We start from the raw sequence: 13,004 nt of genomic DNA, 5'->3' as shown, positions 1-13,004 counted from the left end.
GTAGCAGACCTTGTTAAAACCAAATGTATTCTTGATAATATGAAATGGATGCTCAACCTTAGCTCGTACTGAAAATTTCTGATGCTCAATATAACAAAACCAGGCGCGGCCAGGGCCTTCCGCTAATCCTTTTGTTTTCCCAGATCGTTGGTTAATACGGTAATCGATTTTTGACTTGTGTTCGTCTTCAATGATTTCCGGACGCTCGTCATTCCCAAAATATCCGGCATCGCCATATACCACTTCGTCGTCTGGCCTGATGAGATTTGCTGCTTCTGTCACATCATGAACGTTTGCGGCTGTTGCTGTAATGCTGTGAATATAGCCAGTGCCCGCATCCACTCCCATGTGACATTTCATGCCGAAATACTACTGATTACCCTTCTTGGTCTGGCACATCTCGGGATTACGGCTTTTTGAAACGTTCTTTGTCGAAGATGGTGCGTTGATAATCGTTGCGTCAACAACGGTGCCACCTTTCATTATGTGACCGCAATCCTCGAGGCAGCGATTAATTGCATCAAAAAAAGCCTTGCCAAGTCTGCTTTCCTCGATCAGGTGCCGGAAGTTAAGCAGCGTAATGGCATCAGGCACTTGCTCTGTCATGAAATCTATACCCATGAACTTACGCATGGCATAGCTGTCATAGATGGCATCCTCGACACCCTAATCTGATAGATTAAACCATATTTGCAGTAGATACATCCGCAGCATTTTTTCTATGCCCATCGGTGGACGACCGCGTTTTCCTTTTCGCATATTCTATATCTGAAAATGTCTGCTGCTTCATCGCATTTTTTCTCCTTGTTATTTCTTACTTATATTTTACCACTTTTATAAGACAAACGCCATTAAATCAGTGTTTCCTTAGAATAAAGTTTCTCTATGACGGGGTGCACACTATTCAAGTTAAGAAGGTATAATTTAGAGATTGAACCTTCTAACCTAAGCACCCTGTCTCTCTCAACATTAAAGAAGTCAGGCAAAGTTGACAAAATATACTGTTGATAATCCATATGAAACTGCCAGTTACGCAACATAATAAAACCTCCCGGAATCGAAATAATAGTAAATAATACCATCCATTTCGATTATAGGGCGGTTTCGAAAAAGTCAAGATAGAATGCATCCATAAATGGGATATGCTAGGTAAAAGTGCAAAGAAAATTTTTTAAACAAAGTGTATAGACAAATGCAGAAATCAGTCGCAGGTAATAATTAACTGGAAATAAAAATGGATATATATGGTGAACGTTGGAGGTAAGACATAAACAGTCGAGCCTTTAACATAGATTTTAAGCGCTTTCGGAGTTTTCGAAAGTACTCATCTGATATTAAAGGAGGGCATAAGCTCATAGAAATGCTTGATGAAAAACATCATGAGACAGTAATAGACAAATGTGAAGTTTTAGAAGCCGATAAAGGTTATGATGACAGCAAACTGATAGAAAAGCTGTGGAATGAATATAATATCAAGCCGGTAATAGACATACGGAATATGTAGAAGGATAAAGAAGAGACACGACAGCTAAAAGATTTTGAGAACGTGGTATACGACTACAAAGACAGCGTATATTGTTACTGTATGAAAACAAGTGAGCGGAGGGAGATGGTAAACGGCGGCTTTGAAAAAAACAGGAACACGCTTAAAAAACTTTGTCCTGCAAAATGCTATGGGCTTGAATGCAAACATATGGAAGAATGTTGTATAAAGCGGGGCATAAGGATACCCTTAAAAGAAGATCGCAGGATATTTACACCCATTGACCGTTCGAGCTACAAATGGGAAAGAGAATATGACAAACGGACGGCTGTAGAACGAGTAAACAGCAGGTTAGATGTATCATTCGGGTTTGAGCATCACTACATACGTGGTAAGAAGAAGATGGAGATAAGATGTGGATTAACACTATGCGTGATTCTAACGATGGCCGTTGGCAGGATAAAAGAAGGCCGGATGAATGATATGAGGAGTTTGGTTAAGAGCGCATAATAAGCGTATATAATCCACAAACAGAAGAGAATCTGCAGAATTATCCCATGGGCAAAGAAGCGAACCATTGGGAGGAGGTGAAATCTGCCCATTTTTAAGGTGGTAATGGACAAAAACATAGTGTCAAATACAATTTAAGGCAGCGAGAAAGCTATAATATGAGCATGATAAGGTAAAAAAACAAATTTTATCGAACGACAAGGCTAATGCACTGTCTGGCTCCAAACGAAAAATATGTACAGCGCAAATAGCTCGATTGGAAAAGCTCTATACATAATTTATATCTTGTGACATACTTAATAAATATCACGTTTTCTATTCAGTCCATGTAAGAGCAGCAGCGATAAACCCCCGCAGGCTAACAAACTGCACAGACTGATAACAAACTGTACAGTCGTTGTTTCATAATAGCCTGCCACACAAAAGGCCGCGGTAATGGGATAGATAAAACGCATTGTACTTTGCCCGATAAATAGGCCGAGGAACGAATACATTTCAGCGAATATCAGCGCAAGCCAATATCCCTTTTTTAGCCCATACACAACGGCTATAACAGGCGATACAGCGACAAACAGACAAATCCCTTCCAAGAGATATATTTTTGCAAAGCCAAGCACCATACCAAAATCAAGCAAAGAGATATGAAGTGCCGCTTCCACAGTCAATGTAACCACAAACAGGAAAGTATACAGCACAACAGAAAAAATCGACGTGATAATCAGCTTTGCCCGTATTAAATTAGAAATACTGACGGGAACAAGGACAAGGGATTTCATGGTATCGTCCTGATCCTCTCTGCAAATCATGTAGCTTCCCATAAGGGCAATAATTGCGGGGAATACATACAGGCTCCCCAAGGATTGTGTCGCGGTCATATACCATGTAGCTTTGTCTATGTAACGATGGCCGTAATATTGAAACTGTCCCTGCATAAATACGATAAATGTAACCATGATAGCGGAAAATACAGCAATCCATAGAATCTTTGAGCGTTTCAGCTTTAATCTTTCCGCCCATAATAATGTTCTCATTTCAATCTACCTACTTTCCTTTGCTCAGGGCAATCCTCGCCCAAATCGTTGAGGCTATTCCCCATATGCCGATACATAAGAAGGCTTTGCCCAAATGTACCGGTTCTTCCATAACAACTCCCGGAATATTCCGCATGATAATGGCTGTCGTGCTTGAAAGAGGATGAATGTACATATTCACCATGAGCAGAATAAAGCCAAGGAACGTATAAACGATGGTCACGCATACTGGCAGGATATATCCTTTCTGTGAAGCAGCTACGGCAAGCACGGGTAACATGGCAAAAGGCGTTAAAACCCCGACTTCCAAGCATTTAATAAGAAGAAAAGAAACGCTATCGTTTGTAAATACAATCATCCCCGGTAAAACCCCGGCCAGAATGGAGCTAACTGCTGTAAGAAGCATGAAGCAGAGGGAATAAACCAGTACAATCATAAATTTACTGAAAAAGTACCCCATTTTGCTGACAGGAATAATCCATAGCTCTTTTAACATATCATTTTGGTTTTCGTCGTACATCAGCATAGTACAGAGCATTCCCAGCACAAAGGGAAGGATAATCCAAGGCGTATAGGAAAGGGCCGTCCATTTGTAAAACTGCATGGGCATGATTTCTATCGTACTTAACGCACCAAAATAGAATATGGCAACAAGAGGCATAAGCAATGCAGCAAGGAGCATCAGCCAGACAAATTTTCTGCGCCGGAGCTTTAGGAACTCCGTCTGAACAAGATTAAGCAATGCCTTCTCCCCCTGTGACTTTTCTGAAATAATCCTCCAGCGTATCATTGCAAAGCTGTGAGCTGGTTACAGAAATGCCCTCCATTATAAGCGTTTTGTTGATTTCAGCCATATCAAGGTCTGTGTCGTAAAGCCGCAGTGTATGGTCATCCTGTACCGAGTATTCTTTCACATGGAACATGCGTTCCAGCACCAAAGTGGCCTTTGCCGTATCGGAAACTTGCAGCAGGATATACTTGCTGTTTTTCTTTTGAAGCTCGGCCAAGCTGTTTTCTTCCAGTAAAACGCCGTTATGAATAATCCCGATGTCATCGGCCAGCAAAGAGATTTCCGAAAGAATATGACTAGAAAGCAGAATCGTCTTCCCCCGTTCTACGCATAAGTCCCGGATAAAATTCCTGACTTCGGCAATACCGATAGGGTCAAGGCCATTTGTGGGTTCGTCCAGCATGAGAAGCTCAGGGTCATGCAGAATGGCGTTAGCAATTCCAAGGCGTTGTTTCATACCAAGGGAATATTTACTGAAAACTTTTTTGTCATTATAGGGCAAACCCACAACTTCAAGGGCCTCCTTAACGGCGTTCGGTTTTGAAATTCCCCGCAATTTCGCAAAGATTTCAAGGTTTTCCGTTCCCGTCAGATTAGGGTAAAAGCCTGGCGTTTCGATAATCGCCCCAATGCGGGGATAAATACGTTTTTCGTTGCCTTTAATGTTTTGACCGAAAACATAGACTTCTCCAGAGGTAACAGAAGTAAGCCCTAAAATCAATTTCATAATTGTGGTTTTACCCGCTCCATTCCGGCCAAGCAACCCGTAAATGCGGCCCTTCTGTACATGAAGGTTTACTTTATTTATGGCTGTTTGCTCCCCATACACTTTCGTCAACTGCCGAGTCTCAATTATCAAATTATCCATTTTAATTTCCTCTCCTAACTGTTTTTCCAGATAGTGTAATTGTATAAATTCCCATTGCTGTCATAATTGATAAATACCTTAAATCTTCTTTCCCACAGGGAATTACAAACTCTATCCGCATTTGCACCGTATGCTCCGGGCAATAGCAGGACACTTCCGGTTCGCCGTCCTCCGGCCTTTGTTACAGTATCGTCCCAGGCATCATGAATGGCCTGAATAATGGCATCTTCATCGGGCGCATCCGATGGCTCAACCGCTTTTTGGCAAGCGGATAAAGAAAACATCATTAGTACAAACAGCAACAATAAAATAAACTTCTCCATAATTTCCTTCCGTTCAAAGGTTTTGCTTTTTGAGTGCGATGACTGAAAGCACGCTGGATACTATACCGACGATTACCATGTTGATCAGGCATACTCCATATTCGGAAATGGCTGATGTCCCCTCTACCACTTGTGACAAGCTGTACACCATATCCGCTGCCATCGGGGAGGAAAAGCTGTAAACACATAATGCGCTTGCCAGAGGGTGAATCCCCATGAGGGGGGCGGGTAGAATGATGACAGGGAGCAGATACAGCAGGGTTGCCCCAATCGGCAGGAGATAGCTTTTCCCCAAGACGGCCAGAAAAACGATGGGCAACACAGCAAGGGGAACAAGGACGCCGCCCTCCGCAAATAAAACGAACGCCTGCCGGATAGTTTGCATATTCAGATCTGGAAAACCTCCAGCTATAAATCCGCCCAATACGGTAAGTATATAGGTATATAAGCACAGCCCCAGGGATAGCAAAAACATCGTGATAATTTTAGAAAGATAGAGCTGTCCTTTGGAAACAGGAATAATCAGCAATTCTTTCAATGTGTTATTTTTATACTCATCAAAGAATAATGAGGTTGCAAACATGCCCAGTACAATAGGAAGAAAAACCGTTGCAAGGTTTTTGAAAGCCATCGTATATAAATCTCCGAAGCTGTCCATATAGCTACTGCTTCTGGAAATGCTGCAGGCCCGTTCAACTGCTATAACTGCAAGCAGCGTTGTCAAAATAAAGGTGCCCAGCATCATTTTTTTGCGTTTCAGTTTTAATATTTCCGTCTGGATAATTGTCCACATAGCTTTTTCTCCTTTCCACTTTTCAGTATAACACGGAAACCTTGCCGAAACCTTGGCGAATTCTTGCTTATTTCTTGTTTTAAAAGAGAAAAGCCCTGTATCGTTACAGAGCTTTCGGAAGTGATATGCTAAATGTTGTGCCGCCATACGGCGGGCTTTCCGCTTTAATCGTGCCGCCGTGTACGGCGACAAGTTCCTGAACAATAGATAGCCCAAGACCGTTTCCAATGCCCCCACGGGATTCGTCCCCCTGATACAGCCGTTCAAAAATATGGAACAAATCCTTTTCGGGTACCCCTTTGCCGTTGTCCGCTACAATGATAGTTGCTTGTTTTTCATCCTCTGAAATGTGGACGGATACTTTATTGCCTCCGCTATGCAAAAGGGCATTTTGAAGCAGATTATTGAGTATGCGTGTATATGCGTTGCGGTCTAAACGTATGCTGTATTCCGCATCAGGAATGTCTATTTCGTAAGTAAACTGTTTGTCCTCCAGCGTGGGTATCCAGTCTGCCAAAATATAGCGGGAAAGCTCGTTCAAATCACAGATTTCAAATTGGAATATCTGCTCTCCGGCATCCAACTTCACCCACTCAAACAGGGATTCTATAAAGTCTTTCAGGTGATAGGCCTTGTCTAGAGCTATGTTGATATATTCCTCTTTTTCCTCTCCCATTACGATTTTTCCCTGTATGGCCTCCAAGTAACCGACTAAAGAGGTCAAAGGCGTTTTAACATCATGAGAAAGGCTTGTCATAAGACGTTTATAGGCTTGCTCCGATTGTTTCAGCCTGACAAGCTGTGCCTGATCGCCCGCAGCGATTTCATTGATGTTGTAACAAATCATCTTTGTCAGATCGTTTTTTCTTGCAAGGATACGGCGGTTGAGGTTCCCTTTTTTTATATCTTCCAGTGCGTCATTGATAATAGAAAGCTGTTCCCTGACACGGCAGAGTCTTGTTGCAAGATAGACAATCACACAGATACATAAGAGAGTGGAAAAAAAGAAAATAAGCGTCCAGTCCATTCGCTACGCCTCCTTATTAAAGCGATAGCCGACGCCGTGCACGGTCAGAATATAAAAGGGGTGTTCCGCATCCGGCTCAATCTTTTTCCGCAGCTTGCTGATAAAGGACATAATGTTATTATCGTCAAAGGCATATTCGTCCTTCCAAACCTGCGTATAAATCTGTTTTTTCGTAAATACGCGTCCTTTGTTAGAAGCCAGAAACGCCAGCAAATCAAATTCCTTGCCTGTCAGGTCAACCAATTCTCCATTGATGCAGACAGTCCGGGTTTCCTTATCAATCACCATATTCTTGAGGTTGATAATATCCATCGGCGTAGCCTGATTAAATGTTGTGTATCGACGGATCAGGGACTCCACGCGCGCCATCAGCTCGTTAATGCTGAAAGGCTTTGTCAAATAATCATCCGCGCCCAGTCGCAGGCCCGTCACCTTATCTATCTCATCTCCCTTGGCAGTCAGCATAAGTACGGGAATCGTACTGCTTTTTCGTATTTCGGATAACGCCTGAAAACCGTTCATACCGGGCAGCATAACATCCAAAATCACAAGGCAGTACTCATCGTTTTGTTCTGTGATTTTTGCCAGCCCCGTCCTGCCCGTATAAGCAATATCAGCTTCCAATCCTTCCTGTGTGACACATTTTTTCATCAATGCACAAAGTTCCGTATCATCATCTATGATTAAAACTCTATTTGGCATGTTTTTTCCTCCCGTATCTCCTGTCTGCCGGTTTGGCGGCATCTTTAGGAATCAGCCATGTATTCCCCATTTTTGCGGCACCGTCAATCCGGCCGGAGGTACAATGATAAAGTACCGTTCTATCGGTAACGCCCCATTTAGCGGCAGCTTCTTTCGTTGTTATATAATCCATAATCATTCCCTCCAATGCTCTTATTATATTTCTTTTGTCCGAAATATACAAGGCTACTTATAGAGAAGGCATAACCTAAGTAGTATATGCGATTAATTCCAGATGTGAGTTTCTGCACGTGTGGTTTGATAGCCATACAATTGGTGGTTTCGTACGTATGGTGAATTTACGTAATGGGCTCGTCAGCATGATACAAGATGTTGCATTATTTATTATTAGCTTTTAGCAGACTGCTATAGTCTGTGTCTGTATTTGCCAATTGTATATATGTACCAGCTTTGATTATTTCACCATTTTCCATTAAAAAAATCATATTGGCATCTTTAATGGCTGGAAGTCTGTGGGTAATTATTATTTGTGTGATCTGCCTTGACTTCATGTTATCATATATTTTACTCTCCGTTATTGCATCCAATTGGTTTGTACCTTCGTCGAAAACTACTATTTTAGGTAAATTAATAAAAGCACGTGCAATTGCTAATCTTTGCCGTTGCCCTCCAGATATATTACGGCCATTCTCACCAATAACCGTATCATATCTCAGAGGCATTTTCCCGATTTCTTCATCAAAACAAGCCAATTTAGCAGCATTTTTTATTTCTTTAATAAATTTGATTAATTTTTCCCTTGGAAAAAAGTTCCATGTTAACCGATGGTGTACTTTGGCTTTCGCAATTTATAAAAGTATTGGGTACCGTACTTATAAAGTCAACAGTTGCTGTATCCCCACAAGCTGAAAAAAGAGTTGTTATTATTATCAGCATAATTAAAACCAATGGACGTCTTGTTGTTTTCATAGATTTCTCCTCTTATTTATATTTTTATATTGACTCTCAAAACCTCATTTCTGTTTTTTTGTATATAGCCCAAGCACCTTAGAATAAAATACATATTAAAGCCATGGAATAACCAATCCTTTGTGCATAAAGCGGTCCAGTTTATAATCGTGTAGCATCCATATAATATCAGTACGTAAGCAAGTTGTAAATATTATACTTAAAGTTGCATGTTTCGTCAATATATTATTTTCCATTGTAGGGATAAAGCATGAAAATTTACAGCAGATACTTCACTCCCTTCCGAAAGCCATATATTTGCTTCTGTTTGGCCCTTAGCTTTGATGCTAGCTCTTCAATTTTCGACGCTCCCTAGCTTCTATTTATTGCCTCTCTTATTTTCATGCTTCACATCTAGTAGGTGCTAGAATGAAACTTATAGGCAATAGCGATACAGGCATTTTTTGTCTATGGAAATTGCATTATCGACCGGAATTTTATATTCTGATATATACATATTTACATCCATAAATAATCATGTTATAATCTATTGCGTACTCAAGAAAATTATGAGGAGGTACATATTTATGCAATACAGAACCATGGACGGACTGGAATGGAAACCATCTGCGCTGGGCTTCGGCTGCATGCGCCTGCCTATAATAGGCGACGATCACAATAAGATAGACGAGCCTCTGGCTATAGAAATGATAAGGTATGCTATCGATAACGGCGTAAATTATGTGGACACAGCCTATGGCTATCATGGAGGCAATAGCGAGGTAGTAGTCGGGAAAGCCTTAAAAGACGGTTATCGCGACAAAGTTATGTTGGCCACAAAGCTGCCCGTATGGCTGGTGCATACTTATGAGGATATGGACAGGCTCTTAAATGAACAGTTAACCAGGCTGGATACCGATCATATAGACTTTTACCTTCTGCATTCCCTGAGCCAGGATCACTGGAGACAGATAAACAAGGTCGATGTATTCGGTTGGCTGGACAAGGTGCATGCCGAGGGTAAAATAAGATATATGGGGTTCTCTTTCCACGATAACTACGATCTTTTTGAAGAAATTATAAATGCGTATGAGCGCTGGACATTTTGCCAGATACAGTATAATTATATAGATGAAGATTTTCAGGCCGGTAAAAAAGGTCTCCAGTATGCTGCATCCAAAGGATTAGGCGTGGTGGTAATGGAGCCTATTAGAGGCGGACGTTTGGTCAACAACCTGCCTCCACAGATAATAGATATCTTAAACAGCGCACCCACAAAGCGTTCTCTGGCTGACTGGGCCTTGCAGTGGGTATGGAATCAACCCGAGGTATCCGTTGTATTGAGCGGCATGTCGAACATGGAACAGGTAAAGCAGAATATAGAGAGCGCTAACCGTTCGGGCGTAAACACTCTCACTCAGGAAGAATTAGATATATTGACTAAAGCCAAAGAAACCTATAGAAAATTGTCGCCCATTCCATGCACCGGTTGTTACTATTGCATGCCTTGCCCGTCAGGCGTGAATATACCCGGAAACTTTGAATTATATAATAACGCCCATATATACAATGATTTTGAGCGTTTCCAGAAGGCCTATATGAACATGAACGAGGCCAACCGGGCCAGTGCTTGCGAAGCGTGCGGTACCTGTGAAGGTGTCTGCCCTCAGGGTATAGAAATAACCGACAGAATGGCCGAAGTAAAAGAATACTTTGAAAGATGACATCTTCATGCTATAATCTATATAGTTTATGGCATGAAGGGAGGACGGCTTCTACAAGCCGCGATAAATGAAAATAGCTATAGCCCAGTTAAATCCTACAATAGGTGACATAAAGGGCAATATAAATAAGATGATCGGCATGATAGACAAAAGTCGAGCAGCAGGTGCTGAACTTGTGGTTTTTCCGGAAATGGCAACCATAGGTTATCCGCCAAAAGACCTGCTGCTCAATCCGGATTTTATAGAAGCCTTGAACGATCTGACCGAGCGATTGCTCTTGCCGGTTTCTCACAATATAGGTATATTGTTCGGCACCGTTATACATGACAACATATCAGGTATGCTGTACAATTCGGCCTTGTTGGCCTATAACGGCAAGATAATAAACCGGCAGAGTAAAAGCTTGCTTCCCACTTATGATGTGTTTGATGAAACAAGATATTTTATACCGGCTGACACTCGGCAGTGCATGCAGTTCGGTGATATAAAGCTCGGCGTCAGTATATGCGAGGACATATGGAATGACAAGGATTTTTGGGATCGCCCTCGCTACCCCATAGATGTTATAGCCGAGCTGGCATTACAGCAACCGGATATATTTATAAACATATCGGCTTCCCCTTACCACTACGGCAAATTCGCGCTGCGGTCTGATATGATAAAGAGTATTGCCAAAAAGTATCACACCCCTATAATATATGCAAATCAGATAGGGGCAAATGATGAATTGATCTTTGACGGCGGCAGTTTCTGCATAGACGCTTTAGGCAATAACGCTCTGCAGGCTAAGGTTTTCGATGAGGATATAATAACGATAGACAGTCAAGAACTGATACGGGGTACATGTTCAAGTTATGACCTCAATGAGGATATAGCATGGATACATGATGCCCTTGTGCTTGGCATACGCGATTATTTCCACAAAACCGGATGCGAGAAGACCGTCGTCGCATTGAGCGGCGGTATAGATTCGGCGGTGGTATGCGCTCTGGCGGTAGATGCTTTGGGCAAACAAAATGTGCTGGGTCTGTCCATGCCATCGCGCTATTCTTCGGTCGGCAGCCGCGACGATGCTTACATATTGGCTAAGAATCTCGATATCGAATTTAGAACATATCCTATAGAAGATGTCTTTGACGCATGCTTGAGAACATTCAACGGCGATTCTTCTCCGAAAGGTGATCTGGCGGAAGAAAATATACAGGCACGTATACGCGGTAACTTCGTGATGTTTATAGCCAACCGCGAAAACCGCATGGCTTTAACCACCGGCAATAAATCCGAACTGGCAGTGGGCTATTGCACCTTATATGGCGATATGTGCGGCGCTTTAGCTCCTATATCCGATGTGCCCAAGACAATGGTATATGAGCTTGCCCGATACATAAACAGGAGATGTGAGATTATACCTGAGAGCACCATAACCAAAGCACCTTCGGCAGAGCTGCGCCCCGGCCAAAAAGACGAGGATTCGTTGCCGCCATACGGTATACTGGACCCGATATTGCGCGCATATATAGAAGAAAATAAATCCTTTGCCCAAATAGTAGCTATGGGCTATGAACCCGATCTCGTTAAGGATATAATCCATAAAGTGGATCGAGCCGAATTCAAGCGGCGCCAAGCTGCGCCAGGCCTTAAGGTTACCACTAAAGCCTTCGGCATAGGTCGTCGCATGCCTATAGCTCAACGTTGGACGGGATCCATAATATAAGGAGGAATACCAAATGTCAGTATATGATATCATTTTGCAGAGGCGAACGATAAGGAAATTCCAGCAAAAGCCCATATCACGGGATACGCTGCATAAGCTGATCAACGCTGCCCGCGTGGCCCCGTCGGCCTCTAATATGCAGCCGTTGAAATATCTCGTGATAGATGAACCCGCACTGGTCGATGCGGTGTTTCGAACCACATCATGGGCCAATTATCTGGAAGGTAAAGGAACCCCATCTCCCAATGAAAAACCAGTTGTATATATAATCGTATTGGCCGATAAAGAGATACGCGAGGACGGTTATGCCGTGGATATAGGTTTGGCCTTGGAAAATCTTATATTAACGGCATGGGAAGAAGGTATAGGATGTTGCATACAGGGTTCTATAGATAGGGATAAAATAAAGGCCTTGTTCACCATCCCGGATAAATATGTGATAACCGATGCCGTAGCTATGGGTTACCGTGCCGAACAGCCCGTACTGGAAGATGCTCAAGGCGATGATATAAAGTACTATAAAGACGAAAATGGCGTATTGCACGTACCTAAACGCAAGTTAGAAAATATAACCTTTTGGAACAAGATATAGTTTGGATGCGAATTGTAGATTTCTCATTTTTTGCTATTGACGTATTTAGCCATATTGCCTATAATAAGAGTATCAAAAATAGGAGACGATAAGTGTATGGCTATAAAAGATTTGCTTGTTGAAGATTTTCAGGATGCTGTAGGGGAATTATTGGTACGCCATAAAAGTATTCTGGATTTATTGTCTAAGTATCAGGAATCTACCGCCCGCGTCAACCGCGCCATTGTTAAAGCCGTCACCACATGCGGATGCATAGAGATCGACGCCAAAAAGCAGAATATACCCCCTGATGCAACGTTGTCAGAATTAGCGGAATTGATGGATACCCACCTTAAAGGCCATTTATGCGACGACTGCCGCGATATAATAGAAAAAGAGATGGGCAACAATATCTTTTACCTGGCTAATATATGCAATACATTGGGGCTCAATATGTATGACATCCTGATAAAGGAGAAAGAAGAGCTGGATACGTTGGGCTATTTCAATATGAAATGAT

14 protein-coding genes and 2 pseudogenes are annotated in these 13,004 nt (G+C 42.2%); 5 read left to right on the top strand and 11 right to left on the bottom strand.

Going from position 1 to position 13,004, the window contains the following annotated elements; genetic code table 11:
* Together JG770_RS04780 and JG770_RS04775 are read right to left on the bottom strand one after the other, a co-directional pair.
* Nucleotides 1-348 (bottom strand): transposase (locus JG770_RS04780; RefSeq protein ID WP_363320920.1); only part of this gene is annotated, 348 nt, incomplete at its 3' end.
* Nucleotides 349-369: 21 nt separating this feature from the next.
* A pseudogene (locus tag JG770_RS04775) lies at nt 370-705 on the bottom strand (transposase).
* Nucleotides 706-1,327: 622 nt separating this feature from the next.
* On the opposite strand from JG770_RS04775, the pseudogene JG770_RS10645 reads away from it, so the two are divergent.
* Nucleotides 1,328-1,993, top strand: a pseudogene (locus JG770_RS10645) (transposase); the annotation flags it as partial.
* 296 nt (nt 1,994-2,289) lie between these two features.
* Here JG770_RS10645 and JG770_RS04760 read toward each other — a convergent pair.
* The 9 genes from JG770_RS04760 to JG770_RS04720 all read right to left on the bottom strand — a co-directional run bounded on the left by JG770_RS04760 (nt 2,290) and on the right by JG770_RS04720 (nt 8,279).
* A complete protein-coding gene (locus tag JG770_RS04760; protein ID WP_291955898.1) occupies nt 2,290-3,024 on the bottom strand; it encodes an ABC transporter permease in 735 nt (244 codons plus the stop codon).
* A gap of 10 nt (nt 3,025-3,034) precedes the next feature.
* A complete protein-coding gene (locus JG770_RS04755) occupies nt 3,035-3,766 on the bottom strand; it encodes an ABC transporter permease (protein ID WP_291955895.1) in 732 nt (243 codons plus the stop codon).
* Nucleotides 3,759-4,682, bottom strand: a complete 924-nt coding sequence (locus JG770_RS04750) for an ABC transporter ATP-binding protein (protein ID WP_291955892.1) — start codon at nt 4,680-4,682, stop codon at nt 3,759-3,761. The genes JG770_RS04755 and JG770_RS04750 overlap by 8 nt, the downstream gene beginning before the upstream one ends.
* Before the next feature lie 14 nt (nt 4,683-4,696).
* Nucleotides 4,697-5,005: a hypothetical protein gene (locus JG770_RS04745; RefSeq protein WP_291955890.1), complete on the bottom strand. Its 309-nt coding sequence runs from the start codon at nt 5,003-5,005 to the stop codon at nt 4,697-4,699.
* 13 nt (nt 5,006-5,018) lie between these two features.
* The gene (locus tag JG770_RS04740) at nt 5,019-5,945 is read right to left on the bottom strand and encodes an ABC transporter permease (RefSeq protein ID WP_291955887.1); all 927 of its coding nucleotides are present in this window, start codon (nt 5,943-5,945) and stop codon (nt 5,019-5,021) included.
* Nucleotides 5,902-6,825: a HAMP domain-containing sensor histidine kinase gene (locus tag JG770_RS04735; RefSeq protein ID WP_291955885.1), complete on the bottom strand. Its 924-nt coding sequence runs from the start codon at nt 6,823-6,825 to the stop codon at nt 5,902-5,904. Before JG770_RS04735 ends, JG770_RS04740 begins: the two co-directional genes overlap by 44 nt.
* Before the next feature lie 3 nt (nt 6,826-6,828).
* On the bottom strand, nt 6,829-7,527 hold the full coding sequence (locus JG770_RS04730) for a response regulator transcription factor (protein WP_291955882.1): 699 nt from the start codon (nt 7,525-7,527) through the stop codon (nt 6,829-6,831).
* Nucleotides 7,517-7,699 carry a helix-turn-helix domain-containing protein gene (locus tag JG770_RS04725; protein WP_291955881.1) on the bottom strand — a complete coding sequence of 61 codons (183 nt, stop codon included), beginning with the start codon at nt 7,697-7,699 and terminating at the stop codon, nt 7,517-7,519. The genes JG770_RS04730 and JG770_RS04725 overlap by 11 nt, the downstream gene beginning before the upstream one ends.
* 205 nt (nt 7,700-7,904) lie before the next feature.
* Nucleotides 7,905-8,279, bottom strand: coding sequence for an ATP-binding cassette domain-containing protein (locus JG770_RS04720; protein ID WP_291955878.1), 375 nt, complete (start codon nt 8,277-8,279; stop codon nt 7,905-7,907).
* A gap of 783 nt (nt 8,280-9,062) precedes the next feature.
* Between JG770_RS04720 and JG770_RS04715 the strand changes: the two genes are divergently transcribed.
* The 4 genes from JG770_RS04715 to JG770_RS04700 all read left to right on the top strand — a co-directional run bounded on the left by JG770_RS04715 (nt 9,063) and on the right by JG770_RS04700 (nt 13,003).
* A complete protein-coding gene (locus tag JG770_RS04715; protein WP_291955875.1) occupies nt 9,063-10,199 on the top strand; it encodes an aldo/keto reductase in 1,137 nt (378 codons plus the stop codon).
* A 67-nt stretch (nt 10,200-10,266) separates the two neighbouring features.
* Nucleotides 10,267-11,913, top strand: coding sequence for an NAD+ synthase (locus JG770_RS04710; RefSeq protein WP_291955872.1), 1,647 nt, complete (start codon nt 10,267-10,269; stop codon nt 11,911-11,913).
* Nucleotides 11,914-11,926: 13 nt separating this feature from the next.
* Nucleotides 11,927-12,505, top strand: coding sequence for a nitroreductase family protein (locus JG770_RS04705; RefSeq protein WP_291955869.1), 579 nt, complete (start codon nt 11,927-11,929; stop codon nt 12,503-12,505).
* Between the two features lie 102 nt (nt 12,506-12,607).
* Nucleotides 12,608-13,003 carry a hypothetical protein gene (locus JG770_RS04700; RefSeq protein ID WP_041644262.1) on the top strand — a complete coding sequence of 132 codons (396 nt, stop codon included), beginning with the start codon at nt 12,608-12,610 and terminating at the stop codon, nt 13,001-13,003.
* Nucleotide 13,004: the final 1 nt, after the last annotated feature.

Source organism: Mahella sp. (genome assembly GCF_020054945.1).
Classification (GTDB): Bacteria; Bacillota; Clostridia; order Mahellales; family Mahellaceae; genus Mahella.
The sequence above is the reverse complement of the archived record's forward strand: the minus strand, read 5'-3'. Positions and strand labels throughout refer to the sequence as shown.